At 65.7% G+C, this 26,998-nt stretch carries 28 protein-coding genes, 1 pseudogene and 1 riboswitch; of the genes and pseudogenes, 11 read left to right on the top strand and 18 right to left on the bottom strand.

Annotated features, from left to right (window positions below; genetic code table 11):
- Positions 1-19: 19 nt before the first annotated feature.
- Entirely contained in the window at positions 20-766 is a 747-nt protein-coding gene (locus AX729_RS15785; protein ID WP_061024576.1) for an MOSC domain-containing protein, read from the top strand.
- A gap of 119 nt (positions 767-885) precedes the next feature.
- Here the strand turns inward: AX729_RS15785 and AX729_RS15780 are convergent, their stop codons facing one another.
- A complete protein-coding gene (locus tag AX729_RS15780) occupies positions 886-1,566 on the bottom strand; it encodes an NlpC/P60 family protein (RefSeq protein WP_061024574.1) in 681 nt (226 codons plus the stop codon).
- Positions 1,567-1,764: 198 nt separating this feature from the next.
- Between AX729_RS15780 and AX729_RS15775 the strand changes: the two genes are divergently transcribed.
- Complete coding sequence (locus AX729_RS15775) at positions 1,765-2,628, top strand: alpha/beta fold hydrolase (RefSeq protein ID WP_061024573.1); 864 nt, start codon at positions 1,765-1,767, stop codon at positions 2,626-2,628.
- A gap of 117 nt (positions 2,629-2,745) precedes the next feature.
- Here the strand turns inward: AX729_RS15775 and metW are convergent, their stop codons facing one another.
- Positions 2,746-3,408: a methionine biosynthesis protein MetW gene (metW, locus tag AX729_RS15770; RefSeq protein WP_061024570.1), complete on the bottom strand. Its 663-nt coding sequence runs from the start codon at positions 3,406-3,408 to the stop codon at positions 2,746-2,748.
- A gap of 12 nt (positions 3,409-3,420) precedes the next feature.
- Positions 3,421-4,611 carry a homoserine O-acetyltransferase MetX gene (metX, locus tag AX729_RS15765; RefSeq protein WP_061024568.1) on the bottom strand — a complete coding sequence of 397 codons (1,191 nt, stop codon included), beginning with the start codon at positions 4,609-4,611 and terminating at the stop codon, positions 3,421-3,423.
- 85 nt (positions 4,612-4,696) lie between these two features.
- Positions 4,697-4,776, bottom strand: a riboswitch (SAM riboswitch).
- Positions 4,777-4,978: 202 nt separating this feature from the next.
- Here metX and AX729_RS15760 point away from each other — a divergent pair.
- The 3 genes and pseudogenes from AX729_RS15760 to AX729_RS15750 form a co-directional block, all read left to right on the top strand.
- Positions 4,979-5,776 (top strand): annotated as a pseudogene (locus tag AX729_RS15760) (chorismate mutase); the annotation flags it as partial.
- 62 nt (positions 5,777-5,838) lie between these two features.
- Positions 5,839-6,933 (top strand): histidinol-phosphate transaminase, encoded by a 1,095-nt coding sequence (gene hisC, locus AX729_RS15755; protein WP_061024566.1) that lies wholly within the window; start codon positions 5,839-5,841, stop codon positions 6,931-6,933.
- Complete coding sequence (locus AX729_RS15750; protein WP_061024564.1) at positions 6,930-7,865, top strand: prephenate/arogenate dehydrogenase family protein; 936 nt, start codon at positions 6,930-6,932, stop codon at positions 7,863-7,865. Before hisC ends, AX729_RS15750 begins: the two co-directional genes overlap by 4 nt.
- A gap of 144 nt (positions 7,866-8,009) precedes the next feature.
- Here AX729_RS15750 and AX729_RS15745 read toward each other — a convergent pair whose 3' ends face one another.
- A complete protein-coding gene (locus AX729_RS15745) occupies positions 8,010-9,194 on the bottom strand; it encodes a DUF2125 domain-containing protein (protein ID WP_061024562.1) in 1,185 nt (394 codons plus the stop codon).
- Positions 9,195-9,304: 110 nt separating this feature from the next.
- Between AX729_RS15745 and AX729_RS15740 the strand changes: the two genes are divergently transcribed.
- A complete protein-coding gene (locus AX729_RS15740; RefSeq protein WP_061024560.1) occupies positions 9,305-9,916 on the top strand; it encodes a gamma-glutamylcyclotransferase in 612 nt (203 codons plus the stop codon).
- Here AX729_RS15740 and AX729_RS15735 read toward each other — a convergent pair.
- The 4 genes from AX729_RS15735 to ftsE all read right to left on the bottom strand — a co-directional run bounded on the left by AX729_RS15735 (position 9,913) and on the right by ftsE (position 13,317).
- Positions 9,913-10,686 carry a lysophospholipid acyltransferase family protein gene (locus AX729_RS15735; RefSeq protein WP_061024558.1) on the bottom strand — a complete coding sequence of 258 codons (774 nt, stop codon included), beginning with the start codon at positions 10,684-10,686 and terminating at the stop codon, positions 9,913-9,915. The two genes, AX729_RS15740 and AX729_RS15735, sit on opposite strands and share 4 nt — an antisense overlap.
- Positions 10,687-10,708: 22 nt before the next feature.
- Positions 10,709-11,413, bottom strand: coding sequence for a YdcF family protein (locus tag AX729_RS15730; RefSeq protein ID WP_061024556.1), 705 nt, complete (start codon positions 11,411-11,413; stop codon positions 10,709-10,711).
- A 283-nt stretch (positions 11,414-11,696) separates the two neighbouring features.
- Positions 11,697-12,665: a cell division protein FtsX gene (locus AX729_RS15725; RefSeq protein WP_061024554.1), complete on the bottom strand. Its 969-nt coding sequence runs from the start codon at positions 12,663-12,665 to the stop codon at positions 11,697-11,699.
- Positions 12,658-13,317, bottom strand: a complete 660-nt coding sequence (ftsE, locus tag AX729_RS15720; protein ID WP_018646542.1) for a cell division ATP-binding protein FtsE — start codon at positions 13,315-13,317, stop codon at positions 12,658-12,660. Before ftsE ends, AX729_RS15725 begins: the two co-directional genes overlap by 8 nt.
- A 200-nt stretch (positions 13,318-13,517) precedes the next feature.
- On the opposite strand from ftsE, the gene AX729_RS15715 reads away from it, so the two are divergent.
- Together AX729_RS15715 and AX729_RS15710 are read left to right on the top strand one after the other, a co-directional pair.
- Positions 13,518-14,396, top strand: coding sequence for an MJ0042-type zinc finger domain-containing protein (locus AX729_RS15715; protein WP_061024655.1), 879 nt, complete (start codon positions 13,518-13,520; stop codon positions 14,394-14,396).
- A 105-nt stretch (positions 14,397-14,501) separates the two neighbouring features.
- Complete coding sequence (locus AX729_RS15710) at positions 14,502-14,876, top strand: response regulator (protein WP_061024552.1); 375 nt, start codon at positions 14,502-14,504, stop codon at positions 14,874-14,876.
- A 91-nt stretch (positions 14,877-14,967) separates the two neighbouring features.
- Here the strand turns inward: AX729_RS15710 and AX729_RS15705 are convergent, their stop codons facing one another.
- Positions 14,968-17,622 carry a TIGR02302 family protein gene (locus AX729_RS15705; RefSeq protein WP_061024550.1) on the bottom strand — a complete coding sequence of 885 codons (2,655 nt, stop codon included), beginning with the start codon at positions 17,620-17,622 and terminating at the stop codon, positions 14,968-14,970.
- Positions 17,623-17,791: 169 nt separating this feature from the next.
- Here AX729_RS15705 and AX729_RS15700 point away from each other — a divergent pair, with 169 nt between their 5' ends.
- Both AX729_RS15700 and AX729_RS15695 read left to right on the top strand, forming a co-directional pair.
- The gene (locus AX729_RS15700; protein ID WP_028134137.1) at positions 17,792-18,175 is read left to right on the top strand and encodes a carboxymuconolactone decarboxylase family protein; all 384 of its coding nucleotides are present in this window, start codon (positions 17,792-17,794) and stop codon (positions 18,173-18,175) included.
- Between the two features lie 132 nt (positions 18,176-18,307).
- Positions 18,308-19,216 carry an NAD(P)-dependent oxidoreductase gene (locus tag AX729_RS15695; protein WP_061024548.1) on the top strand — a complete coding sequence of 303 codons (909 nt, stop codon included), beginning with the start codon at positions 18,308-18,310 and terminating at the stop codon, positions 19,214-19,216.
- A 3-nt stretch (positions 19,217-19,219) separates the two neighbouring features.
- Here AX729_RS15695 and lysA read toward each other — a convergent pair whose 3' ends face one another.
- The 3 genes from lysA to argH all read right to left on the bottom strand — a co-directional run bounded on the left by lysA (position 19,220) and on the right by argH (position 22,284).
- Positions 19,220-20,485 carry a diaminopimelate decarboxylase gene (gene lysA, locus AX729_RS15690; protein WP_061024547.1) on the bottom strand — a complete coding sequence of 422 codons (1,266 nt, stop codon included), beginning with the start codon at positions 20,483-20,485 and terminating at the stop codon, positions 19,220-19,222.
- A gap of 23 nt (positions 20,486-20,508) precedes the next feature.
- On the bottom strand, positions 20,509-20,793 hold the full coding sequence (gene lptM, locus AX729_RS15685) for an LPS translocon maturation chaperone LptM (protein ID WP_061024545.1): 285 nt from the start codon (positions 20,791-20,793) through the stop codon (positions 20,509-20,511).
- 93 nt (positions 20,794-20,886) lie between these two features.
- On the bottom strand, positions 20,887-22,284 hold the full coding sequence (gene argH / locus AX729_RS15680; RefSeq protein ID WP_061024543.1) for an argininosuccinate lyase: 1,398 nt from the start codon (positions 22,282-22,284) through the stop codon (positions 20,887-20,889).
- Between the two features lie 100 nt (positions 22,285-22,384).
- On the opposite strand from argH, the gene tlpA reads away from it, so the two are divergent.
- Complete coding sequence (tlpA, locus tag AX729_RS15675) at positions 22,385-23,050, top strand: thiol:disulfide interchange protein TlpA (protein ID WP_061024653.1); 666 nt, start codon at positions 22,385-22,387, stop codon at positions 23,048-23,050.
- A gap of 5 nt (positions 23,051-23,055) precedes the next feature.
- Here tlpA and AX729_RS15670 read toward each other — a convergent pair whose 3' ends face one another.
- The 6 genes from AX729_RS15670 to AX729_RS15645 form a co-directional block, all read right to left on the bottom strand.
- A complete protein-coding gene (locus tag AX729_RS15670; protein WP_061024541.1) occupies positions 23,056-23,250 on the bottom strand; it encodes a putative motility protein in 195 nt (64 codons plus the stop codon).
- Positions 23,251-23,321: 71 nt separating this feature from the next.
- Positions 23,322-24,203, bottom strand: coding sequence for a 3-hydroxybutyryl-CoA dehydrogenase (locus AX729_RS15665; RefSeq protein ID WP_061024651.1), 882 nt, complete (start codon positions 24,201-24,203; stop codon positions 23,322-23,324).
- A 192-nt stretch (positions 24,204-24,395) separates the two neighbouring features.
- Complete coding sequence (locus tag AX729_RS15660) at positions 24,396-25,340, bottom strand: electron transfer flavoprotein subunit alpha/FixB family protein (RefSeq protein WP_061024540.1); 945 nt, start codon at positions 25,338-25,340, stop codon at positions 24,396-24,398.
- Positions 25,340-26,089 carry an electron transfer flavoprotein subunit beta/FixA family protein gene (locus AX729_RS15655; RefSeq protein ID WP_061024539.1) on the bottom strand — a complete coding sequence of 250 codons (750 nt, stop codon included), beginning with the start codon at positions 26,087-26,089 and terminating at the stop codon, positions 25,340-25,342. The genes AX729_RS15660 and AX729_RS15655 overlap by 1 nt, the downstream gene beginning before the upstream one ends.
- Positions 26,090-26,215: 126 nt before the next feature.
- On the bottom strand, positions 26,216-26,788 hold the full coding sequence (locus tag AX729_RS15650) for a cob(I)yrinic acid a,c-diamide adenosyltransferase (protein WP_061024537.1): 573 nt from the start codon (positions 26,786-26,788) through the stop codon (positions 26,216-26,218).
- 2 nt (positions 26,789-26,790) lie between these two features.
- Positions 26,791-26,985: a twin transmembrane helix small protein gene (locus AX729_RS15645; RefSeq protein WP_028178512.1), complete on the bottom strand. Its 195-nt coding sequence runs from the start codon at positions 26,983-26,985 to the stop codon at positions 26,791-26,793.
- Between the last annotated feature and the right edge of the window lie 13 nt (positions 26,986-26,998).

Here is a 26,998-nt window from a genome sequence, read left to right as displayed (position 1 = left end):
GAATCCCCTAAGTAGCGGCATGACAGCCAGCCAGACCGCCGAGATCACCGGCCTTTATCGTTACCCGATCAAGGGCCTTCCCCCCCCCGCCGATCGCCGCTACGCCATCGAGAACGGGCCGAGCGGCTTCGATCCCGAAGCTCCGGCCTGGAAACCGAAAATCCAGTTTCTGATGCTCGCGCGCAATGAGCGGCTGGCTGAGCTCGACAGCCGGTTCGACGACGCCACCAATCTGTTGACGATCCGCAGGGACGGCCAGATCGTCGCCAGCGGCGATCTGGAGACCGCGGCCGGGCGCGCCGCCATCGAAGCCTATTTCAGCGAGAACTTTCAGCCCGAGCTGAAGGGACCGCCCAAGGTGCTGTCCGGCCGCGACCACAGCTTCTCCGACGTCGCCCGCAAGGTCGTCTCCATCATCAACCTCGGCAGCGTCCGCGCGATCGAGACCATGCTCGGCGGCGTCGCCGTGCATCCCCTGCGCTTCCGCGCCAATCTCTACGTGCAGGGCTGGCCGGCCTGGTCGGAGCTCGACATGGTCGGCCAGACGCTTGCGATCGGCGATGCCCGACTGAAGGTGGTCAAGCGCATCGTCCGCTGCCCGGCCACCAATGTCGACCCAGTGACCGCCAAGCGCGATCTCGAAATCCCGCCCACGCTCTCGCGGCATCTCGGCCACATGGATTGCGGCATCTACGCCGAGGTCATCGCCGATGGCGAGATCGGCCTCGGTGATGCCGTCGAGGTGGAAGAGCCGAGATTGGTGTGACGGGACACCGGCGCCGCACACTCCGTCATTGCGAGCGCAGCGAAGCAATCCAGAATCTACCCGCCAAGGCAGTCTGGATTGCTTCGTCGCTTCGCTCCTCGCAATGACGAGGCGTTACCTCAGTTCGGCATCACGTAGGCATAGATCCGGCCGCGCGAGACCGGGGCTTCGCGGACGCGATTGCCGCTGTTGCCGGAGATCATGATCGGATTGCCCTGCGCATCGATGCCGGTGATGATGCCGACATGGCCGCCCCGGCGGCCGCGCGACATCACCGCGATGGCGCCGACCTGCGGACCGGAGATGCGCGTGCCGTAGCGCGCGAACGAGCTCGCCATGTCGGAGCCGGTGCCCTGATGGCCTGTGTGCTGCAGCACCATGTTCATGAAACGCGCGCACCACAGCCTGCCGCGCCCGGTCGGATTGCCACCGAGATAGCGCCGTGCCTCGGACACGAGGCCCGATCCGCCACCGAACCCGCCGCTGCTCATGGCATTGTTCGCCATTCCGTTGGTGGCCATGCCGCCGCCATTGGCGTTCGGATCATAGCTCGCCTGGGTGTTGGCGAATCCGCTCGCCTGCAGCTGTGCCGCGCTACGCTCGAAGCGCGAGCTGCGGGCATGGTGCCGATAATGACGGTAGTGATGATGTCTGGCGTGATGCACGTAAGCGTGCCGCTCTGCGCTATGACGATGATGGGGCCGCGCCGAGGCCGGAGAAACGAACATGGCAACCGCCGAAAAGAACAACGCCAGCGCGACGACACAACGCGACAGGCGAGACGCAAACAACTCAACCATTCTTCATCCTTCGTTACACCCCCACTTCCCGATCGGCCGTGCGCGGCCGTCATGCACCCCGCGTATCAGAATCTCGATGTGGCGAGATCAAGACACGTTCTGGGAGATTTTGCGCGGAGGTTAACGGGTGTTAGAGTTCACATGCGTGAACTGCAGAACGGCATTCCAATGCCGCAGCACTCTTAGGGAGAAAACCAGATGCCTTACGCCCCAACGAAGGACAATTGCCGTCTCTATTTCGAAGAAGCGGGCAGCGGCACGCCGATCATCTTCCTGCACGAGTTCGCGGCCGACTACACCAATTGGGAGCCGCAGATGCGCTACTTCTCGCGCGGCCATCGCTGCATCGCCTACTCGGCACGCGGCTACACGCCTTCGGATGTACCCGAAGGTGAGGTCTACACCTACACGCATTTCTACACCGATGCGCTCGCGGTGCTCGACCATCTCGGCATCGAGCGCGCACATCTCGTCGGCCTGTCGATGGGCGCCTATTCGTCGCTCCAGATCGGGCTCAACGCCCCGCAGCGCGCGTTGTCGATGACGCTCGCGGGCGTCGGCTCCGGCTCGGAGATCGAAAATCTAGACGCCTGGCGCCAGCAATGCCGCGCGAATGCCGATCAATTCGAGACCCTCGGCTCCGCCGAGGTCGCAAAGGTCACGCGCGAGGCGCCGAGCCGGATTCCCTTCCTGGTGAAAGACCCGCGCGGCCACGCCGATTTCTATGCCGCGCTGGCACGGCACGACGCCAGGGGATCGGCGCGCACGATGCGCGGCTTCCAGGGCGGACGTCCCTCGATCTACACGATGACGGACACGATCGCGAAGGTGGCAACGCCTGCGCTGATCATCTGCGGCGACGAGGACGATCCCTGCGTCGGGCCCAGCCTGTTCCTGAAAAAGCACCTGCCGGCCGCGGGCCTCGCGATGTTTCCGAAGTCGGGCCACGTGCTCAACCTGGAAGAGCCCGCGCTGTTCAACGAGGCGGTGGAGCGGTTCGTCACGCTGGTGGAAGCCGGGCGCTGGCCGGTGCGCGATCCGCGGTCGATGGCTCCGCACTAGCTGTCATTCCGGGATGCGCCGAAGGCGCAGGTCCGGAATCCATTGGGCGACAAGCGCTGCGGCACGATGGATTCCGGGTTCGATGCTGCGCATCGCCCCGGAATGACGCCTTCGGCGTCACTTTCCCCCGCCCCTGCTGAGCAAGAACACCGCCTGCTCGCCGAACATGTTCCACACCCACCAGGGCAGGTTCAGCGGCACCGGGCGGCCGTAGAGATCGAGCGCGACCGAGCGCTCCATCTTGACGTTGATCTCGTCGCAGAGCTCGACGAAATCCTTGATGGTGCAGAAATGGATGTTGGCGGTGTCGTACCAGGTCGCCGGCAGATTCTCCGTACGCGGCATGTGGCCGCCGATCAGGAGCTGGAGCCGCATCTTCCAGAAGCCGAAATTCGGGAACGAGACGATGGCCCGGCGGCCGATGCGCAACAAGTTCTCCAGCACCACACGCGGCTGCCGCGTCGCCTGCAGCGTCTGCGACAGGATCACGTAATCGAAGGCGTCGTCGGGATAGTTGACGAGGTCGGTGTCGGCATCGCCCTGCACCACCGCGAGGCCCTTGGCGACGCAGCGGTTGACGCCCTCGCGCGACAGCTCGATGCCGCGGCCATCGATGCCGCGGGTCTCCAGCAGCTGAAGCAGATCGCCCTCGCCGCAGCCGACGTCGAGCACCTTCGAGCCCGGCTTGACCATCTCGGCGACCAGCAGGTGGTCGGCGCGAAAATGGCCCGGCTGTTCAGCCGCAAGTCCGCCCAGCGGCAGCACTTCCTGTACAGACATCGTCAGCAGTCCCTAGGTGAGCCCGCGCGCCTTGCCCGCGGATTGCAGGAAGGCGCGGGAGATGTCGAAGAATTCGGGCACGTCGAGCAGGAAGGCATCGTGGCCACGATCGGTCTCGATTTCCGCGAACGACACCCGCGCGCTGGAGGCGTTCAGCGCGTGCACCAGCGCGCGCGATTCCGAGGTCGGGAACAGCCAGTCGCTGGTGAAGGAGACTACGCAGAAGCGGGTCTGGATGCCCGCAAACGCCTTCGCCAGCACGCCGCCATGGTCCGCCGCGATGTCGAAATAGTCCATCGCGCGCGTCAGATAGAGGTAGGAGTTGGCATCGAAACGCTCGACGAAGGACGAACCCTGGTAGCGCAGATAGGACTCGACCTGGAAGTCGGCATCGAACGAGAAGGTCGGCAGCTCGCGGTCCTGCATGCGCCGGCCGAACTTGCGATGAAGCGCTGCATCCGAGAGATAGGTGATGTGCGCCGCCATCCGGGCCACCGCGAGCCCGCGATGCGGATGGATGCCGCGGTCCGCATAGCCGCCATTGTGCCAGTCGGGATCGGCCATCACGGCCTGGCGTCCGAGCTCGTGGAAGGCGATGTTCTGCGCCGAGTGCCGCGTCGCGCAGGCAATCGCCAGCGCGGAGAACACGCGGGCAGGATAGGCCGCGGTCCATTGCAGCACCTGCATGCCGCCCATGGAGCCGCCGACGACGGCGAACAGCGTGTCGATGCCGAGCCGGTCGATCAGCATCGCCTGGGCACGCACCATGTCGGGGATGGTGATGACAGGGAAATCCAGGCCCCAGACCTTGCCGGTCGCGGGATTGATCGAGGCGGGGCCGGTCGAGCCCATGCAGCCGCCGATCACGTTGGAGCAGATGATGAAGTAGTGCTTGGGATCGATGGGCCGGCCGGGGCCGACCAGCGTTTCCCACCAGCCGGGCTTGCCGGTGACGGGATGCACATTGGCGACATGCTGGTCGCCGGTCAGCGCATGGCAGATCAGAACGGCGTTGGAGCGATCGGCGTTGAGCTCGCCATAGGTCTGGTAGGCGATCTGGAACGGGCTGAGATCGACGCCGCAATCGAGCCGCAGCGGCTGCTCGGCGCCGAAATGCGCGACCTGCGAGCTCGGGTGATCCACCTCGTGCGACCGTTCGTCGGCGCTGATCGCAGGACTGGGTACGGACTTGACGCCAACCATCATCGACCTCGTTTGCGACTGCCGTCAGACCGCCGCTGGAATCAGGCCATGAAAAACCCGGCCTGAACGATAGGTTCGGCCGGGATCGGAAGCGTCCCCGGCCTGTTTAGCGAGTTTTTTAACGTGGCTGCAAGCCGGCCGGCTCAAATGACCACGGAACAGGCAAACGCTACCGTCTTGGGCGGTTTTCGTCAAGTCGCGGTCCGGGCCAGTCGAATTCGTCTCTGTCTCATCGGCAAAACAGACCGTCATTTCTCTTTGCTTTCGCCGCCCCGACTGCCTAATCAGGTCATTGATCGCAGCGGTGCGGCCTCACGAATTGTCTCGCCGAACCGCATTGAACGTCCTTCAACGGCCCCTGTCAGACATGACCCAACGTCCGCCCGCGCCACCATCGTTGCAGGAACTGCGCAAGGAGATCGACGCGATCGACGCGGAGATGCACCGCCTGCTGATGGCCCGCGGCGACATCATCGACCGCCTGATCCAGGTGAAGCAGACCCAGGAGGTCGGCTCGGCATTCCGGCCGGCACGCGAGGCCGACATGATGCGCCACCTCGTGCAGCGCCATCGCGGCATCCTGCCGCTCGATACGGTCGAAAGCATCTGGCGCGTCATCATCGCGACCTTCACCTATGTCCAGGCGCCGTTCTCCGTGCATGCCGACATCTCGGTCAGCGAGCCCGCCATGCGCGATTCCGCGCGCTTCCATTTCGGCTTCACCGTGCCCTACGTCGCGCATTTCAGCGCACAGGCCGCGGTCGAGGCGGTGGCGAAATCCAAGGGCGACCTGGCGCTGGTCTCGGCGACCTCCAGCCGCACGCCGTGGTGGCTGTCGCTCGAGGCCGCTGGCGCGCCGAAGATCATCGCACGGCTGCCTTTCGTCGAACGCGCCGATCATCCTGCGGCGATGCCGGTGTTCACGGTCTCGCGCGTCGCAGACAGTGCCCTGGTGACGGAAGTCGAGACCTTCAGCGTCCGCGTGTCGGGGTGGAACGCCGAGATCGCGCGCGCCCTGTCGCCGCTCGCCGAGATCGTCGCGGTACCCGATACCGCCTTCGATGGCGCGGCGCTGCTGGTGTCGGTGACCAGCGCGACCAGCATCGACAAAATCAGGGCAGCCCTGATCGAGGCGGGGGCCTCGGTGCGCTCCACAGCCCTCATACGGTGCCCCCGACCGGGGCGAAATCGTAACTCGCGAGCAGCCCCGCCTATCCGGAGTCCAAGATGTCCCGTCCCGTGCCGAATCCCGGCATTCTCGATATTGCGCCCTACACCCCCGGCAAGAGCCCGGTACCGGAGCCGGGCCGCAAGGTGTTCAAGCTCTCGGCCAACGAGACGCCGTTCGGCCCCTCGCCCAAAGCGATCGAGGCGTTCAAGCGCGTGGCCGATCATCTGGAGGACTATCCGGAAGGCACCTCGCGCGTGCTTCGCGAGGCGATCGGCCGCTCTTTCGGGCTCGATCCCAACCGCATCATCTGCGGCGCCGGCTCGGACGAGATCCTCAATCTGCTCGCCCACACCTATCTCAGCCACGGCGACGAGGCGATCTCCACCACGCACGGCTTCCTGGTCTACCCGATCGCGACGATGGCGGTCGGCGCCAGGAACGTCGTCGCGGCCGAGAAGGACCTCACCTGCGACGTCGATGCCATCCTCAAGGCAGTGACGCCGAAGACGAAGCTGGTCTGGCTCGCCAACCCCAACAACCCGACCGGCACTTACATCCCGTTCGACGAGGTCAAGCGGCTGCGCGCCGGCCTGCCCTCGCACGTGCTGCTGGTGCTCGACGCCGCCTATTCCGACTACGTCTCGCGCAACGACTACGAGATGGGAATCGAGCTCGTCGCCACTACCGAGAACACGGTAGTGACGCACACCTTCTCCAAGATCCACGGCCTGGCTGCGCTGCGCATCGGCTGGATGTTCGGCCCCGAGCACATCATCGACGCCGTCAACCGCATCCGCGGACCCTTCAACGTGTCGACGCCGGCGATGTATGCCGCGGTCGCCGCGATCGAGGACACCGCGCACCAGGCGATGTCGAAGCAGTTCACCGAGACCTGGCGCAACTGGCTCACCGAGGAGATCGGCAAGCTCGGACTGAAGGTGACGCCGAGCGTCGCCAATTTCGTGCTGATCCACTTCCCGGAAACGGGCAAGACCGCCGACGAGGCCGACGCGTTCCTGACCAAGCGCGGCCTCGTGCTGCGCGGCTTGAAGAACTACGGCCTGCCGCATTCGCTGCGCATGACCATCGGCACCGAGGAGGCCAACCGCCTCGTGTTGGATGGCCTTCGCGACTTCATGGCGGGCAAATGAATGCGCAGGGGCACTTCCAGCGCGTCGCGCTGATCGGCTTCGGCCTGATCGGCGGCTCCATCGCGCGCGCCGCGAAGCTCCAGGGCCTGGCGGGCGAGATCGTCACCACTGCGCGCTCGGAGAAGACACGCGCGCGCGTCGCCGAGCTCGGCATCGTCGATGAGGTCGTCGCGACCAATGCGGAGGCCGTGAAGGATGCCGATCTCGTCATCCTCTGCATTCCGGTCGGTGCCTGTGGACCCGTGGCTCGGGAGATCGCCGCGCATCTGAAGCCTGGTGTAATCGTCTCCGACGTTGGCTCGGTCAAGGGCGCGGTGGTCAGGGACATGGCCCCGCATCTGCCGAACGGCGTTCATTTCGTGCCGGCGCATCCGGTCGCGGGCACCGAGCACTCGGGCCCCGATTCAGGGTTTGCCGAGCTCTTCATCAATCGCTGGTGCATCCTGACGCCGCCGGAAGGCACAGATGCTGCGGCCACGGAGCATCTGCGCGCGTTCTGGGCGGCGATGGGCGCCAAGGTCGAGATCATGACGCCGGATCATCACGATCTGGTGCTCGCGATCACCAGCCATCTGCCGCATCTGATCGCCTACACCATCGTCGGCACCGCCGACGAGCTGGCGCAGGTGACGGAATCCGAGGTCATCAAATTCTCCGCCGGCGGCTTTCGCGATTTCACCCGGATCGCCGCGTCCGACCCGACGATGTGGCGCGACGTCTTCCTCGCCAACAAGGAAGCCGTGCTGGAGATGCTCGGCACCTTCACCGAGGATCTCGCCAAGCTCACCCGCGCGATCCGGCGCGGCGACGGCGATGCGCTGTTCGATCACTTCACCCGCACCCGCGCCATCCGCCGCGGCATCGTCGAGATCGGCCAGGATTCGGCCGCACCCGATTTCGGCCGGCCGCACGCGGCGCTGAAGAAGCCGTAGGCATTGGTCATTCCGGGGCGCCCGAAGGGCGAGCTATGATGCGCAATTGCGCATCTGAGAATCCATCGGGCCACAGCGCGCGCCGTGAAATGGATTCCGGGTTCGATGCTGCGCATCGCCCCGGAATGACGAGACTGCAAACTATCAATACAGCGGCGGGATCTGGCCGACCTTGACCGGGCCGAGCAGCACCGCGCCGTCGACGAATTTCAGCGGGAAGCTTCTCGCCTTCCTGCCTTCGAGCGTGCTCTCGGTGCCGATCGAATTGATGCCGGCCGCGACGCCGGCATTGGCGTTCTGCTTGATGACCTTGCCGAGCCCGGGCACCGCGCGGTCGAGCGCGCCGAACAGGTTGTTGAGATCCTGCGATTTCACGCCGGGCGCGACGCGGTCGAGCGTTGCCTGCGGCACGCCCTCCTCCAGCATCTTCTCGATGCCGAGCGCCGGGATCACGCGCTCGAGGCCCGTCACCGTCATCTGCAATTCGCCGTCGAGCCGGCCATTGGCCGAGAGGCCGAGCGTGCCGGCCGCAACCGCGATCATCTCGCCCTGCTGGATCCGCGACTGCACGATCTCGATGTGACCGCCGGCAGCCTGGATCTCGCGGAAGCGCTGCGGCCAGGGCTTTGGCGTGAGGTCGGAGAGGCCGGTGATCTTGGCGCGGGTGTCCGCCTCGAACGGCTCGGCGAGCAGGGGATGAACGCCCTGAATGTTGCCCTGTGCGACGTGGAGAACGGTCTCGATCACAGGACGATCGGCTGGCGACCCGTCGGCGAGGCGGCCGTGCAGCTCGACCTGCTTGGCACGCGCGAGCGGTACCTGTGCGCCGCCGTCGAGACGGTTGAGGCTGGGATCGTCGAACACGAGCGAGGCACGATCCGGCACGGCCGGCAGGCCGGCCACGCTGGCGCGGCCCTTGCTCCAGTTCACCGCGAAAGTGGTTTGCGTGACGCCGTCGGTCAGCGTCGCGGGCGCGGAGAATTCCGCGATGATCCGCTTGGGATCGTAGACCTGGGCCACGACCAGGATGTTGTCGAGCTTCGCCGTGAACGGCGTCCTGCTCGCGTTCTGCGAGATCAGGGCGACGCTGGCCCCGGAGCACTGGACCTCGAAGCGGAACGGGAAGCCGGCGATCGAGCGCTTGGCGCAATCATAGATGCGGCCGGACTTGGCCTCCTGCGCCCGCCAGGCGTCGGCGGCGATTTCGGCCTGCGACGCGGCGTAGAACCAGAAGCAACTCCAGGCTACGGCAAGGATGAGGACGAAGGCGGGGGCGATGAAAAGGCCCCAGCGGGAGCGGCGGCCTGCGGCAACGGTCATATTGGACATGCGGCCACCCTTTGACCCCGGATTTTGGCAAATGTAAGCGGGGGCGGGCTGCGACGAAAGGCGGAGAATTCGCTTCGCTTGGGATCGCGGTTCTGGTAGCCGTTCCCGAAATGTCCGAAATCACCCTCCCCTCCGTTACCACCGCCACGGGCGACCTCTGGGTGTTCGGCTACGGCTCGCTGATGTGGCGACCGGGCTTCGACTTCGAGGAGCGCGTCCCGGCGAGGCTGGTCGGCGAGCATCGCGCGCTCTGCGTCTATTCCTTCGTACATCGCGGCACGCCGGAAAAACCGGGCCTGGTGCTCGGGCTGGACCGCGGCGGCGCCTGCCGCGGCATCGCCTTCCGCGTCGCCGAGAAGAACCGTGCCGACGTCGTCGCCTATTTGCGCGCGCGCGAGCAGGTCACGTCGGTCTATCGCGAGGTGATGCGCTCGGTGTGGCTGGAGAATGATGCGCGCCAGCGTGTCTCCGCACTCGCTTACGTCGTCGACCGCGGCCATGTGCAATATGCCGGCCGGCTGTCGCTCGCCGAGCAGCACCGCCATGTCGTCCAGGGCCACGGCCAGTCCGGCGCCAATCGCGATTACGTGACCGCGACGGTGAAGGCGATCGAGGCCGAAGGCTTTCGCGACGCGCAGCTGCATCAGCTCGCATCGATGCTTCATGGTGATGCGCATTCCCCGCGCGCGCCGGCCCCGAACGAAGATCGCGAAAGCCGCTAGCCGCTCGTTGGCGCGTAGCTCGGCGCCGAGCCGATCAGTTGCTCCTGCTCCTTGCGGCCTGCTTCGACGAGGCGGACGGTCGCGTCTTCGATCGCGGCTTGCACGCGGGAGAGAAACTCGTCCTTCGGCAGGCCCGGCGGCAGCGGATCGAGGAATTCCACCACCAGCGTGCCGGGATAGCGCATGAAGGTGCGGCGCGGCCAGAACAGGCCGGAGTTGAGCGCGATCGGCAGGCACGGCACGCCGCAGGACGAATAGATCTGCGCAAAGCCGGTCTTGTAGTCGGGCGGCGCGCCCGGCGCGCGGCGCGTGCCTTCCGGAAAGATGACGAGCTGCTTTCCGCTGCGCACCGCCTCGCGCGCGCGCCGCGTCATGTCCAGGAGCGCCTTCACGCCGGCATTGCGGTCGATTGCGATCATCCCGGTCTTGACGAGGAACTGGCCGAACACCGGGATCTGCATGAGCTGTCGCTTGAGGATGAAGATCGGGCGGTTGAAGAAACCCGGCAGCACGAAGGTCTCCCAGAACGACTGATGCTTCGCCACGATCAGCAGCGGTCCCTTCGGGATATTCTCGACACCGCGGAATTCTACCCTGATGTTGCAGACCACGCGCATCAGGAACAGCGTCGCCTTGGCCCACCATTCCGCCACCGTCAGCATCGCGCGCGGCGGCAGCGCGAAGGTCGGCAGCGCCACGATCGCGAGGCACACCAGCACGGCGTAGAACAGCACGTTGAACACGAGCGAGCGCAGAAAAATTGGGAACATCGATAGTCCGATCAATTGTCGATCAACTGGCCTGTGCGGTGGCGGGCCGCTTCGGCCGCTGACCTGCAGGCTGCTCCGACATCTCGGGCACGAGGTCAATCCCGAAATCCTCCAGCCGCACCCTGAGCTCTGCCGCGATGTACTTGACATATTCCAACAGGAGCAGCCGCAGCGTCGAGCCGGAGGTCCACCACGGCTCCTCGCGCCATTTGTCGCCAACCACCACGAAGGGAATCAGCGTCGCCTGTGGCATCGCATGCGAAAATTCCACCAGCGCGCGCGGCATGTGATAGTTGGAGGTGACCACGATGAGCGATTTGAAGCGGCGCCCCTCGGCCCAGCGCCGCGCTTCCGCCGCGTTGCCGCGGGTCGAGAGCGCGGTGCGGTCGAGGTCGACGCAACAGGCCATGAAGGACTGGTTCTCCGGCAACGTCCGGGAGATGTCGTTCGCCGTCGAGGTCGGATGCACGCCGGAGATCAGGAGCCGCCTGCCGTAACCGGCAGCAAGCAACTCCATGGCGTCCGATACCCGCGAGGAGCCGCCGGTCAGCACCACGATGCCGTCGGCCCTGCGGTCCGGCACCGTCTCGGCGCCACGCAATTGCGACAGGAACGCAATGAAGCCTGCCGCCCCGCAGACGAAGGCAAGCGCGATCGTCGACACGATTGTCGCGCGCAGCCAGCCGCGCGGCAGTTTCGGCGATCGATCGTCGGTCGGCGAGGTCATGCGATGTCGTTGATCCGTTCCCTGAGCTGATTTTAAGACGTTTTGAGGCGAAGTGGAGTCCGGTTTCTTTACCCTCTCCCCTTGTCGGAGAAGGTGGCTCGCCGCTTAGCGGCGAGGCGGGTGAGGGGTTCTCTCCGCGAATGATCCTGTTGCACTGAGCACGCGGAGAGAACCCCTCATCCGGCGCCGTAGCCGAAGCTTTGCTTCGGCGTTCTCTGAGAACGGCGGCCGAAGGCCGCCTATGCCACCTTCTCCCACAAGGGGAGAAGTAAGAAAACTGCACTCAATCAACATCATTCAACGTCGCAAACAGCGTCTGGCGCGAGGCTACCGCGGTGACACCTCCGATCAGCACGGCCTGGATCGCGAGCACGATGTAGCCTGATGGCCGCAGCGAGAAGGTGCCGAGCAGCGCGGCGAACTGGTCGCCGACGGGGGTGCCGGAAAACCAGCCTGCGACGGACTCCGAGAAGCCGAACACCAGCATGGCGGCGCCGCCGCCGATCACGCCGCCCTCGAGGCCCAGCCTGAGGAAATGGCGCAGGAAGTGATTGGCGATGTAGCGGTCGCCGGCGCCGACGAAATGCAGGACCTCGACGATCGGACGGTTCGCCGCCATGGCGCCGCGGGTCGCAAACGAAACCGAGATGATCGTGGCGATGATGACGAGCGCGAGGATGCCGAGTCCGGCCAGCACGGTGGCGTTTGTCATCAGGCGCATGCGCTCGATCCAGGCGCGGTGATCGTCGACGCTGGCGCCCGGCGCGACCTGCGTCACGCGCGCGCGCAAGGTGCCGAGATCGAGCGGCGTACCCGGCTGCACGCGCGCGATGATCATGCGCGGCACCGGCAGATCGTCCATCGACAGGCCGGTGCCGAGCCAGGGCTCGAGCAGCTTGCCGCTCTCCTCCCTGGTGAACGGCTTGACCTCGACGATGCCGGCCTGCGCGCGCATCGCCTCCGTCACGGCTGCGGTGTCGCGCTCGAGGTCGCGGCCGGCCTGCGGGCGGACCTGGATGGTGATCTCGCTCGCGACATCCGACTGCCATTCGGCGGCGGAGGCACTGACCAGCAGCACCGTGCCCGTGGCCATCGAGGCGAGGAAGGTCATGATGGCGACGACGGCGACCAGCGCGCGGCCATGGATCGAGGCGCGCGGCACGATCGGCGACATGTTGCGCGCCCTGGCCGGAAGCTGCGGACGCTCCTGTCCGAGATCGACCAGCACGCCGCGCTCGTCACTCCTACTCATAGACGTGCAACCGTCCCTGATGCAGCACCAGGCGCCGCGCCTCGTACTGATCCATCAGGCCGATGTCGTGCGTGGCGATGATGACGGCGGTGCCCGATTTGTTGAGCTCGATGAAGAGTCGCAGCAGGCGGCGGCCGAGCGTCGGGTCGACGCTGCCGGTCGGCTCGTCCGCGAGCAGCAGCTGCGGCCGCGAGATCACGGCGCGCGCGATCGCCGCGCGCTGCTTCTCGCCGCCCGACAGGATCGGCGGCAACGCGTCCATGCGGTCGCCGAGCCCGACCCAGCGAAGGAGGTCGATCACCTCCTTGCGGTAGCTCGACTCGCTGCGGCCCATGACGCGGAACGGAAGCGCGACGTTCTCATAGGTCGTCATGTGGTCGAGCAGGCGGAAATCCTGAAGCACGATGCCGATGCGCTTGCGCAGATCCGCGATCTCGTCCTTGCCGAGCTGCGAGATGTCGTGGCCGAACAGATTGACGAGGCCCCGCGTCGGCCGATGCGACAGAAACAACAGGCGCAACAGGGACGTCTTGCCGGCGCCGGACGGTCCGGTGAGAAACTGGAAGGAATGTGCCGGGATCTGGAAGCTGAGATCGCGCAGGATCTCCGGCCCCAGGCCGTAACGCAATCCGACATTTTCGAACCGAACCAAGTTCAGCTCCGTTCGAGAGGGGGCGCGGGCCGCACGGCTGCGCGCCGCCATGCGCGATCAACGGCTTTTGCCGCCGTTATGGTTTCCGGTTCGTTAACGGTCGCCCTGTAGCATAACTCGGAGCATCCTTGCCGCCCGGTTTTTCGCGACCGGTTCCTCAAGACTTGTCCAACACCTCGTTCGTGCATCAAGGCTCGTCCATGCATATCGTCTGCCCCCATTGTATGACATCCTACGCCATCAAGCTCGCGAGCCTTGGCGCGAACGGACGGGCGGTCCGCTGCTCTCGCTGCAAGGAAACCTGGATCGCCCATCCAGAGGATGCCATCGAGGAAGCATCCGTGCCGGCCATGGCCACAGCCAGCCGAGCCGACGACCAGTCCGATCTCGCCGAACAATGGAACTCCTATGCCAAGGACGACGGCAGCACGACGACGCCCGTCGTCGACAGCCCGTCGATCGCCAGCGACTGGCCGGACGAGGAGGCCCGCGAAACCGAGGATGAGTGGTCAGCGGCGGCCCGGCAGGCCGAGGAGGACACTGCCGGCGCACAGCACCAGTCCTGGTTCCGTAGCCTGTTCCCCCGCCGCGGCGCGCGAGTGAGCCGCCCGGCCGCCCCCGCGGCTCCGCGCAAATCCTATTTTGGCCTGCCGACCGCCTGCGCTGCGATGGGTGCGCTGGTGCTGGCAATGGTGATCTGGCGCGGCGACGTGGTACGGCTGCTGCCCCAGACGGCCGCGTTCTACAAGATCGTCGGGCTCGAAGTGAACCTGCGGGGCCTCGCCTTCAAGGACGTCAAGCTCTCCAGCGAGACTGTGGAAGGTAAGCAGGTGCTGGTGATCGAGGGGGTGATCGTCGGCGAAGGCAAGAAGCCGCTCGACATCCCGCGGCTGCGCTTCGCCGTGCGCGACGCGCAAGGAGCCGAGATATACGCCTGGAATACGGTGCTGGAACAGACGGTGCTGCGGCCCGGCGAGCGCGCCTTCTTCCGCTCACGTCTTGCCTCGCCGCCGCCGGAGGGCCGCAATATCGACGTTCGCTTCTTCAACCGGCGCGACATTGCCGGCGGCAGCGCATAACCGATCAGGCTATTGTTGGGGCATGATCCTTTCGGAAAGGCGCTACGCACTTTTCCGGATCATGCTCGAGGTTCCGCACGGAAGGTTGATCCCAAGGTTGGTCTCATGCCGAAAATCTTGATCGCCGACGACGAGGATTCGATGCGCCAGCTGGTGGCGCGCGCCATCGCCATGGACGGCCACGAGACCGTCACTGCCCAGGACGGCGCCGAGGCGCTGGAGATCCTGACCCGCGAGGATGGCGCTTTCGACCTGTTGCTCACCGACATCCAGATGCCGGTCATGGACGGCATCGCGCTGGCGCTCTCCGCCGCCCGCGATTTCCCTGACCTGACCATTTTGCTGATGACCGGCTTTGCCGACCAGCGCGAGCGCGCCTCGAACCTGAACGCGCTGGTGCATGACGTCGTGACCAAGCCTTTCTCGGTCGCCGACATCCGCACGGCGGTAGCGGATGCGCTGGCGGCGAGGAAGGGGTAGCAACCCGCCGGTGTCGTAGCCCGCATGAGCGAAGCGACATGCGGGAGCAGCGGTCCCGGATATCGCTTCGCTCATCCGGGCTACGCGAGCCTCAAAACTCCTTCAGCAGCCGCTCGATATAGTCGAGCTCGATCTGCGGGCGCGAGGGATCGCCGAGACGACGGCGGAGCTCTTCGAGAATGCGGCGGACACGCTGGGTGTCGATCTCGCCGGGAATCTTGACCGTATAATCGTCGCCATATTCGCGCCCATGCAGCGGACGGCCCAGCGGGTCGGTCTGGTTGCCACCGCTCTGCTGACGGCCGGCGCGTTGGCCGGGGCCGTCGCCCTGACCGTCACCATCGCCCTGCTGCATCGCCTCGGCCATCTTCTGCGCACCCTTGCGCATCGCGTCGAGCGCCTTGCCCTGCGAGTCCACGGCGCCGTCGGCATTGCCTTCGCCGAGCTTTGATCCCGCATCGCCCATGGCGCCGTCGGCAGCGTCCAGACTACCGTCGTCATCGCCCTGGTCGCCGTCCTGATCGCCGTTCTGGCCGGGCTGGCCCTGCTCCCCTGGCTGGCCCTTCTGTCCCTGTTGGCCTTTCTGTCCCTTTTCTCCCTTCTGCGTGAGCCCGCGCTTGGCAAGCTCGTCCTGCAGCTTCTTAAGGCGGTCGCGCAGTCCCTGCTGGTCCTGCTGCAGCTCCGACATGGACTGATCGCCCTGCTGCTGCTTGCCGCGCGAACGCTCGCGTCGGGAATCCTGGCCCTGCTTGAAGGTCTTGTCGCGCAATTGTTGCTGCTTGCGGATCATGTCGCCGAGCTCGTTGAGCGCCTGCTCCATGTCGCTCTCGCCGGACTGTCCCGGCTGCGCCATCTGGAGGCCTTCCAACATCTGCTGGAGCTGCTCGAGCAACTGTTTGGCGGCATCCTTGTCGCCGGAGCGCGACAGGCGCTCCATGCGGTCGATCATGTTCTGCAGATCCTGCTGGCGCAGAACCTTGGTATTGGGGTCGAGCGGCCGCGCCAGCTGCTGCGGGTCATTGTTGTTGCGGAACTGCTCGGCGAGCTGGCGCATGAAGTCATTCAGCGCCTGACGCAGATCCTGCGTGAGCTTCTTGATCTCCTCGTCGCTCGCGCCGCGCTCCAGCGCCTGCTTCAGCGCGTCCTGAGCGGCCCGCAACGCCTTCTCGACGTCGGAGATCTTGCCGTCCTCGATCGTCACCGCGAGCGCCCAAAGACTTGCCACGACCTCGCGCAGGGCATCATCGGTGCGTGCGGCCTCGAGCTGTCGGGCAACGCTGTGCAAGCCGAGATATTGCCCGGGCTCCGGCGTGAACATCTCGGGCGCGATCATCAGCGCGTCGAGCGCGGCATACACGTCGGAATTCTTGTTGGCGTCGAGCGCGAGAATGCGGCGCTGCTCGATCAGTGCACGTGCCAGCGGCTTGGTGAAGAGCCGTTCGGGCAGGCGCATGTTGAACGGTTCGCTCGTAGCCTCATTTCCGGCCTCGTCCTTGGCCGTGAGGGTCAGCGTGACCTCGGCGCCGGCATAGGGATCCTCGCTGAGATCCTTCACCGACTGTCCGACGCCGTTGCGGGTCCGCGCATTCGGCAGCGCAAGCGGGAATTGAGGCGGCTGGAACAGCGGACGCGGAGCCGTCCGGGCGTCGCCGTCGCCGGCAGCAGCCTTGTCGCCCGCAGCTTTGCTGCCGTCCCGGGCATCGATCGAACGCGGGGCAAATTTGGCCTCGGCGCCGGTGACGCCGTAATCGTCCTCGATCTTGTAGGAGAGCTGGAGCGCGCCGCGCGCCTGGCGCTCCGGGTCCTTGGCGAGTGCGATCGTCGGCGCGCGGTCCGGCGTTGCCGCAAACGCCCATTGCGGCTGGCCGGAGGGCGCGCGGACATGCGCGGTGCCGTCGCCGGAGATGACAAAATGCCTTTCGTTGGTGCCCTTGGGTGCGGCTTCAGTGGGAGCGACCTCCTTGATGCCGCCGGAAACGGCCACGTCCAGGCTGCCGCCGGAGGAGCGCACGATCAGGGTGGAGCCGGCGGGAACGGCGAGCGGGCCGCTGGCGGGCAACGCCGCAGCCTCCCTGTTGGCGGCGGACAGGATGACCGGCGGCTTCCCGGTGTAGAGGGGCGGCGTTACCCAGGCATCGACGCGGACATTGGTCGGCGCCAGCACCCCATTCCAGTCGAAGGCGGCGCCAAGCCGCATCGCACGCTCGCTGCCCGCGGCGAAGAACGTCGCCACCAGCATCACCATGACGAGCGCGCGCAGCGCCCAAGGATCGTGAAGCGCGAGCCGCGGGTGCGGCACACCGGCGCGGATGCGCTTGATGGAAGCCAGCGTCCGCTCGCGCTGCGCCTGCCACAGCGCCTGCGCGACCGGGTCCTGCGAGGTCAGCGTGTCCGTGAGGGTGGTGGCCGGGCGGTGCCGGACGCCGGAGCCACGGTCGAGCCGGGCGAGCGCTTCCTCGCGGCTCGGCCATCGGAAGCGAATCAACGGGAACAGGGCGACGGCCGCGATCGCGGCAAAGAGGGCAAGGCCGATGGCCCGCGCAATGAACGGCAGCGCCAGCCAGAGGCCAGCCCAGGACACCACCAGGAACAGGCCGGCAACGGTCAGAAGGCGCGCCACATGGGGCCAGGCACGCTCCCACGCGATGGCATAAGTGGCCCGATCGAGGGCCTGCGCCAGCTTCAGCCGCGACAGCTCATCGCTGTTGCGGATCGGGTCTGACGGGTCGGGGGTGACGCCGTTCAATCAACTCTCCAGGTTGCCCGGTACAGAACAGCCTATCACAACGGCAGCACTGAGGCATCCGTTCCTGTACGGGAGAGCCTCCTTTTCCCGCATAACACGAGGACGTGACTGGGGCGGCGCAACCCCGTAATTTCCGCGCGCCATCCCCGAGGGAAACGAAGGAAACGCCATGGACAAGAAGATGCACGACAAGGGCCTGGAAGTCCGCAAAGCGGTGCTGGGCGAGGCCTATGTCAACAACGCCCTGAAGAACGTCGACGATTTCAACCGTCCGTTCCAGGAGATGCTCAACGAATATTGCTGGGGGACCGTATGGGGCCGCGAGGAGCTGCCGCGCAAGACCCGCAGCATGCTCAATATCGCCATGATCGCGATCCTCAACCGCCAGCACGAGTTTCGCGCGCACCTCAAGGGCGCGCTGACCAACGGCGTCACCCGCGAGGAGATCCGCGAGATCCTGATGCAGGTCGCGATCTACGGCGGCATGCCCGCCGCGGTCGACAGCTTCCGGATCGCGCGCGAGGTGTTCGCGGAGATCGACGGGAAGGCGTGACGCTGGGCCACCAGCTCTCACTCTGATTGCTCCGTCATTGCGAGCGAAGCAATCCAGGAATCCTTCCGCGGAAACGGTCTGGATTGCTTCGTCGCTTCGCTCCTCGCAATGACGAGAAAAGGGAAAAACACCATGGACATCGGATTCATCGGGCTCGGAAACATGGGCTTCCCGATGGCGCGGCGGCTGATCGAGGCGGGACACAAGCTCGTCGTGTTCGACACGCGCAAGGAGGTCGTCGACAGACTGGTGGCGCGCGGCGCCACGCCAGCGACGTCGCCGAAGCACGTCGCCGACCAGGTCGAGACCGTGATGGCGAGTTTGCCTTCGCTGCAAGCTTCACTCGAGGTCGCAACGGGGGCGAACGGCGTGATCGAGGGAAGCCGCGCAAAACGCTTCATCGATCTGTCGACCGTCGGCTCGACGATGGCGACGAAGATTCACGGACTGCTCGCCAAGCGCCAAATCGTGCAGATCGACAGCCCGGTGTCCGGCGGCGTCGGCGGCGCCGAGAAGGGAACGCTGGCGGTGATGGTGTCGGGGCCGAAGGCCGAGTTCGAGCTGCTCAAGCCCGCGCTCGACGTGATTGGAAAGGTGTTCTTCATCGGCGAGAAGCCCGGCGCGGCGCAGACCATGAAGCTCGCCAACAATTTCCTGTCGGCTACGGCGATCGTAGCGACCTCGGAAGCGGTGGTGATGGGCGTGAAGGCAGGGCTCGATCCCGCCGTGATGATCGACGTCATCAATGCCGGCTCCGGCATGAACACGGCGAGTCGCGACAAGTTTCCGCGCTCGGTGCTGCCACGCACGTTCGACTTCGGCTTCGCCACAGGGCTGATGGTGAAGGACGTGCGGCTGGCGCTGGAGGAGATGAAGCAGCTCGGCCTGTCGATGGAAGTTGCCGATGCTGTCGGGCGGCTATGGGAGACCGTGATCAGCTCGGAAGGCGCCGAGTCCGATTTCACCGCGGCGATCAAGCCGATCGAGAGGAAGGCGGGCGTTGTGGTTGGTGGAGCAAAGGGCGGCTTGGCGGGGAAGTAGCCCTCACAGCCAGGGCGCGGGCTTATCCATCGCGATGAGCTGCTCGACCTCGATGCGCGGGCGCACCACGGCGTATTGATCGTCCTTCACCAGCACCTCGGGCACCAGCGGGCGCGTGTTGTAGGTGCCGGCCTGGACGGCGCCATAGGCGCCCGCGGTCATGATGGCGAGGAGATCGCCCGCCTTCGGCGTCGGGAGCGTGCGGTCGAGCGCGAGATAGTCACCGGTCTCGCAGACCGGGCCGACGACGTCGGCGATGATCGTCGCCGCACCCTTGGCAGGCTGCATCACGGGCAGGATGTCGTGATGGGCCTCGTACAGCGTCGGGCGGATCAAATCATTCATCGCGGCGTCGATGATGACGAAATTCTTGCCGTCGCCGTGCTTCACATAGATCACCTTGGCGACCAGGATGCCGGCATTGCCGACGATCATGCGGCCCGGCTCGAACATCAGCGTGCAGCCGAGATTATGGCTGACGCGCTTGACCATGGCGGCATAGGCGGCCGGCTCCGGCGGCGCCTCGCGGTCCATGTCGTAGGGAATGCCGAGGCCGCCGCCGAAATCGACGTGGCTGATGTCGTGGCCGTCGGCACGCAGCGTCTGCACGAATTCGGAGAGGATGCGGAAGGCGGTCTCCATGCCGGAGAGATCGGTGATCTGGCTGCCGATATGAACGTCGGTCCCGGTCACCTCGATGCCGGGCAGCCTTGCGGCCCGCGCATAGACCTCGCGGGCATGCACGATCGGGATGCCGAACTTGTTCTCGGACTTGCCGGTGGAGATCTTGGCATGCGTGCCGGCGTCGACGTCGGGATTGACGCGCAACGAGATCCGCGCGGTCTTGCCCATTTCGGTCGCAAGGCGCGAGAGCAACTCCAGCTCAGGCTCGGATTCGACGTTGAGACAGAGGATGTCGGCGGCGAGCGCCGCGCGCAGCTCGTCTTCCGTCTTGCCAACACCTGAGAACACGATCTTGCTGGCGGGAATGCCGGCGGCCAGCGCGCGCTTCAACTCGCCGCCCGAGACCACGTCGGCGCCGGCGCCCAGCTTGGCCAGCGTGCGCAGCACCGACTGGTTGGAGTTCGCCTTCATGGCGTAGCAAACCAGCACCTTCTCGCCGGCGAAGGCCTCCGTGAAGACGCGGTAGTGCCGCTCGAGCGTTGCGGTCGAATAGCAATAGAACGGAGTGCCGACGGTCGCGGCCAGCTCGGACAGGTTCACCGCCTCGGCGTGCAGCACGCCGTTGCGATAGTCGAAATGGTTCATGGCGCAGGCTCGCTTGTCCCGGCTTATCTCTTGGCGGGAGGGTCGTCCAGGAGCGGATCTAGAATGAACGGCTTCTTCCTGCCCTTGGCTGCGGCGGGCGCGGCATCCACCCCGTAGGTGGGGTTGAACACGCTCGGCGTCCTCTGGGCTTCGGCTTCGGTATCGGTCGGTGCGGCACCGCCAGCGGTGGAAGCGGTCGGCGGCAGATCCAGCGGGCCCTTGCGGCCGCATCCGGCAAGCGCGAGCGCCGTCAGGCTCAAGACAATGATGGCCCACCCCGAACCGGCCGGGCGAAACTTTGACGTCACGACGAAATCCCCACTACGCGGGCCGCACCATACAGAGATTGGCGCGCTCTGGCGAGAGCCGGATGACCATGAAACATAAGCGAAATTTTGCCCTCAGCCAGATTTTCGCTCTTTTTCCAACCGCTTCGCCCAGGCCTTGGCCTGCGACGCCACGTTCTTTGGCGCAGTGCCGCCGAAGCTGGTCCGGCTCTTCACCGACGATTCGACCGAGAGCACGCCGAGCACGTCCTTGGTGATCTTGGGCTCGATCGCCTGCATCTCCTTGAGCGGCAGCTCGTGCAGCGCCACGCCCCCCTCGGCGGCCTTGGCGACGATGCGGCCGGTGACGTGGTGGGCCTCGCGGAACGGCATCTTCAGGGTCCGCACCAGCCAGTCGGCGAGGTCGGTCGCGGTGGCGTAACCCTCGCCCGCGGCCGCTTTCATCTTCGCTTCATCCGGCACGAGGTCGCGGACCATGCCGGTCATGGCGCGGATCGCGAGCGACAGCGCGGCAAAGCCCTCCATGGCGCCCTGCTTGTCCTCCTGCATGTCCTTCTGATAGGCGAGCGGCAGGCCCTTCATCACGATCAGGAGGCCGTTGAGCGCGCCGATCACGCGCCCGGTCTTGGCCCGCACCAGCTCGGCGGCATCGGGATTGCGCTTCTGGGGCATGATCGAAGAGCCGGTGGTGAACTTGTCGCTGAGCCGGATCAGGCCGACCAGCGGCGAGGTCCAGATCACGATTTCCTCGGCGAAGCGCGACATGTGCACGGCGCAGATCGAGGCTGCCGACAGCGTCTCCAGCACGAAGTCGCGGTCGGAGACCGCATCGAGCGAGTTCGCCATCGGGCGGTCGAACAGGAGCGCCTTCGCGGTGGCGTGGCGGTCGATCGGGAACGAGGTTCCGGCGAGCGCGGCAGCGCCGAGCGGGGATTCGTTCAGCCGCTTGCGCGCGTCCTGGAAACGGCCGCGGTCGCGCGCGGCCATCTCGACATAGGCGAGCAGATGGTGGCCGAAGGTCACGGGCTGCGCGGTCTGCAGATGCGTGAAGCCCGGCATCACGGTGCCGGCATGCTCCAGGGCGCGCTCCGCCAGCGCCTGCTGGAACGCGGCAAGCGCAGCATCGGTCTCGTCGATGACGTCGCGGACGAACAGACGGAAATCTGTCGCGACCTGGTCGTTGCGCGAGCGGGCGGTGTGCAGCCTTCCGGCGGCGGGGCCGATCAGCTCCGACAGGCGGCTCTCGACATTCATGTGAATGTCCTCGAGGGCGCGCTTGAATTCGAAGCCGCCCTTGCCGATCTCTGACAAAATCGTGTCTAGACCCTTGCCGATATTTTTCGCATCAGAGGCGGTGATGATGCCCTGCGTGGCCAGCATCGCGGCGTGGGCCTTGGACGCGGCAATGTCCTGGGCGAACAGGTGACGATCGACGTCGATGGAGACGTTGATCTCTTCCATGATCTCGTCGGGACGTTCCGAGAACCGGCCGCCCCACATCTTGTTGCTCATGATCCCCTGCTCACGCCTTGATTGCCGTACGTTTGCCGGCCGCAGCCTGCCGTATTAAGAGGCCCCTGATAGCCATATCTGCGACCGGATGACAAACGATATGCTCGACAAGAAGCCCTCTGCCACGCGCCGCGTCCCCCTCGTCATCGCCACCCTGGCGATCGCGGGCCTGGCCGGCTTCGCCGCGCTGTATGGGCTCGGCCTGAGCCGGTCGCCATCGGGCGATCCGGCCTGCCGGTCCGCGGTGGCCACGGCGCAGAAGATCGCGCCGCTGGCGCATGGCGAGGTGGCCGCGCTGACCATGGCGAGCGCCCCGTTGAAGCTGCCAGACCTCGCCTTCGAGGACGCCGACGGCAAGCCGAAAAAGCTGTCCGACTTTCGCGGCAAGACGCTGCTGGTAAACCTCTGGGCCACGTGGTGCGTGCCCTGCCGCAAGGAGATGCCGGCGCTGGACGAGCTCCAGGGCAAGCTGGCGGGCCCGAATTTCGACGTGGTGGCGATCAACATCGACACCCGCGACCCGGACAAGCCCAAGACCTTCCTCAAAGAGGCCAATCTGACCCGCCTCGCCTATTTCAGCGACCAGAAAGCCAAGGTGTTCCAGGATCTTAAGGCCATAGGCCGGGCGCTCGGCATGCCGACCTCGGTGCTGGTCGACCCGCAGGGCTGCGAGATCGCGACGATCGCCGGGCCGGCGGAATGGGCGAGCGAGGATGCGCTCAAGCTGATCCGGGCCGCGACGGGCAAGGCCGCCGCATCGCTTTAAGGAATTCAGGCGGTGACGTTGAGATTGCCACCGACGCCGGGGCCGACATTGGCCAGCGAGGGTTGGCCCGCGCCCATCAGCGTCAGGACGGTCGACTTTTCCATGTCCATGTTCTGCTTGGTCAGCGTCGCCGCGATATTCGACTGCAGTGCGCCTTGCTGAGCGGCCAGCATGCTGCTGACCATCGCCATCATGTCCATTACGCGAACCCTCTTACCGGCCGTAACCTAGGCGTGAGGGGTTAACGCGACATGAATTGTCACGAGGTAGATCAGCGCGTCGGAACCGGCTTGGCGCCTCGGTAATCGTAGAAGCCGCGCTGGGTCTTGCGGCCGAGCCAGCCGGCCTCGACGTATTTCACCAGCAGCGGGCACGGGCGGTACTTGGAGTCCGCCAGCCCCTCATGCAGCACCTGCATGATGGAAAGGCAGGTGTCGAGGCCGATGAAATCGGCGAGCTCGAGCGGGCCCATGGGATGATGGGCCCCGAGCTTCATCGCCGCGTCGATCGCCTCGACATTGCCGACGCCTTCGTACAGCGTGTAGATGGCCTCGTTGATCATCGGCAGCAGGATGCGGTTGACGATGAAGGCCGGGAAATCCTCGGAGACCGCGACCTGCTTGCCGAGCTTGCCGACGAATTCCTTGGCGGTCTCGAAGGTGGAGTCGTCGGTGGCGATGCCCCGGATCAGCTCCACCAGCTCCATCAACGGCACCGGGTTCATGAAGTGAATGCCGATGAAGCGCTCGGGACGGTCGGTGGCGGCGGCCAGCCGCGTGATCGAGATCGACGACGTATCGGAGGCGACGATCGCTTCCGGCTTCAACACGGCGCAGAGCTCGTGGAAGATCTTGCGCTTGACCTCTTCCTTCTCGACCGCGGTCTCGATCACGAGGTCGCAGTCGGCGAGGTCATCGAGCTTCTCGGCGAGCGTGATGCGCGCGATCGCCTTGGTCTTGTCGTCCTCGGTGACGGCCTTCCTGGAGACCTGTCGCGCCAGATTGCCGTTGATGGTGGCCATCCCCGACTTGAGGCGGTCGGCCGAGATGTCGTTGAGCACCACGTCGAAGCCGGCCAGCGCCGCAACATGAGCGATGCCATTGCCCATCTGACCCGCGCCGATCACGCCGACCTTCTTGATCACTGCCGCCATCATGTCATCCACCGGAACGGCGCGCGACGAGCGCACCCTGCCTATCCCCTTGAGCCGGGAGGTCCGATTTAATCAGAACCTTGGCTCGAAACCTAGATTGGATCGCTTCGAAGGCGCGCCCAACGCCAAAGAAAGCGCCTCAAAATGCAACACCGGCCGGAGTTTTATCCCTCCGGCCGGTGTTTGATGCTCTTACTTGCCGAGCTTACCGAGTTCAGCCGTCAGCTCCGGAACCGCCTGGTAGAGATCGGCGACCAGGCCGTAATCGGCAACCTGGAAGATCGGCGCGTCCTCGTCCTTGTTGATCGCGACGATCACCTTGGAGTCCTTCATGCCGGCCAGATGCTGGATCGCGCCGGAAATGCCGACCGCGACGTAGAGCTCGGGCGCCACGACCTTGCCGGTCTGTCCGACCTGCCAGTCGTTCGGCGCATAACCGGCGTCGACCGCCGCGCGCGAGGCACCGACGCCGGCGCCGAGCTTGTCGGCGAGCGGCTCGATGTATTTGGCGAAGTTCTCGCGGCTCTGCATGGCGCGGCCACCGGAGACGATGATCTTCGCCGAGGTCAGCTCGGGACGGTCGCTCTTGGCGACTTCCTCGCCGAGGAACGACGACAGGCCGGGATCGGCCGCTGCCGCCACGCTCTCGACCGGCGCGCTGCCGCCTTCGCCCGCTGCGGCGAAGGTGGAGGTGCGCACCGTGATGACCTTCTTGGCGTCCTTCGACTTCACCGTCTGGATGGCGTTGCCGGCGTAGATCGGACGTTCGAACGTGTCGGGGGCCACCACCTTGATGATCTCCGAGACCTGCATGACGTCAAGCAGGGCGGCGATGCGCGGCATCACGTTCTTGAAGCGCGAGGTCGCGGGCGCGACGATCGCGTCATAGCCGGGCGCCAGCGACACCACCAGTGCAGCCAGCGGCTCGGCGAGATCGTGCGCGTAGAGGTCGCCATCGGCGAGCAACACCTTCTTGACGCCGGCGAGCTTGGCGGCGGCATCGGCCGCGGCCTTGGCGTTCTGGCCGGCGACCAGCACCTCGACATCCGCACCGAGCGCGGCGGCCGCGGTCAGGGCCTTGTTGGTCGCATCCTTGAGCGACGCATTGTCGTGTTCGGCAATCAGAAGCGTCGTCATCAGAGCACCCCGGCTTCGTTCTTGAGTTTCGACACCAGCTCGGCGACGTCCTTCACCTTGACGCCTGCCTTGCGGCCCGCCGGCTCCGTGGTCTTGAGCACCTCGAGGCGCGCGGCGACGTCGACGCCGTAATCGGCGACGGTCTTCTCCGCGATCGGCTTCTTCTTGGCCTTCATGATGTTGGGCAGCGAGGCGTAGCGCGGCTCGTTGAGGCGGAGGTCGGTGGTGACGATCGCCGGTCCCTTCAGCTTCACGGTCTGGAGGCCGCCGTCGACTTCGCGGGTGACCTTGAAGTCGGACCCTTCGACCTCGAGCTTGGAGGCGAAGGTCGCCTGCGCCCAGCCCAGCAGCGCGGCCAGCATCTGGCCGGTCTGGTTGCTGTCGTCGTCGATCGCCTGCTTGCCGAGGATGATCAGGCCCGGCTGCTCTTCTTCAGCAACCTTCTTCAGGATCTTGGCAACTGCGAGCGGCTCGACACTGCCCTCGGCCTTCACCAGGATGCCGCGGTCGGCGCCCATGGCAAGACCGGTGCGGATCGTCTCCGACGCCTGCGCAGGTCCAATCGAGACCACCACGACCTCGGTCGCCTTGCCGCCTTCCTTCAGGCGCAGCGCTTCCTCGACTGCGATTTCATCGAACGGATTCATGGACATTTTGACGTTGGCGAGTTCAACGCCCGATCCATCGCCCTTAACGCGGACCTTGACGTTGTAATCGACCACCCGCTTTACCGGCACCAAGACCTTCATCGATCCTCTTTCACTCAATTTGGGAGGGGGGTTATCAACTGGCGCGGAACCTAAAGGCCTGATCTGCCCCGGTCAACGCGCGAACGGGTCTAATTTTGGCCTTCTGAAATGCGGGCGCCGGATGGGTCAGCGGTTCTGGCCGGGAACCCAGAGTACGTCGCCCGCACCATTGCCGTTGGCGGTCCGGCTCGCCACGAACAGGAAGTCGGACAGGCGGTTCATATATTGGATGCCAGCCGCGTTGACCGGCTCGCCGGGCCGGGCCGCCAGTTCCACGATTACCCGTTCCGCCCTGCGGCATATCGTGCGCGCGACATGCAGATAGGCAGCGGCAGGCGTGCCGCCGGGAAGCACGAAGGAGGTCAGCGGCGCGAGCTTGTCGTTGAGCGTGTCGATGTCCCGCTCGAGCCGCTCGACCTGGCTCGTCACCACCCGCAGCCGTTCGGCTTTCCCCTCCCGTTCCGGCACGGCGAGATCGGCACCGAGGTCGAACAGATCATTCTGGATGCGGCCGAGCATCGCATCGAGCTCGGGCATGCCCCCGGTGTGGAGCCTGACCACGCCGATCGCGGCATTGGTCTCGTCGACGGTGCCATAGGCCTCGATGCGCAGATCGTATTTCGGACGCCGCTCGCCGGTTCCGAGCGCCGTCGTGCCGTCGTCACCGGTCTTCGTGTAGATGCGGTTCAGCACCACCATAGCTAACGCCCCATCGCCCAGACCGCGAGCATCGCGATGATGATCGCCACGAACTGCAGCAGCACGCGCCAGCGCATCAGCTTTTGCGAGGTGTTGGGCGAGCCGCCGCGCATCATGTTGATGAGGCCGAGCAGCAGCACCAACGCCACGGCGCCGGCTGCTGCCGGCAGGATGAAAGTACTCAGGAGAGATGCCATCGGGCGTAGATAA

This window comes from Bradyrhizobium sp. CCH5-F6 (genome assembly GCF_001556045.1).
Taxonomy (GTDB): Bacteria; Pseudomonadota; Alphaproteobacteria; order Rhizobiales; family Xanthobacteraceae; genus Bradyrhizobium.
Note: the sequence above shows the minus strand (reverse complement) of the source record. Positions and strands in the feature narration are given on the sequence as shown.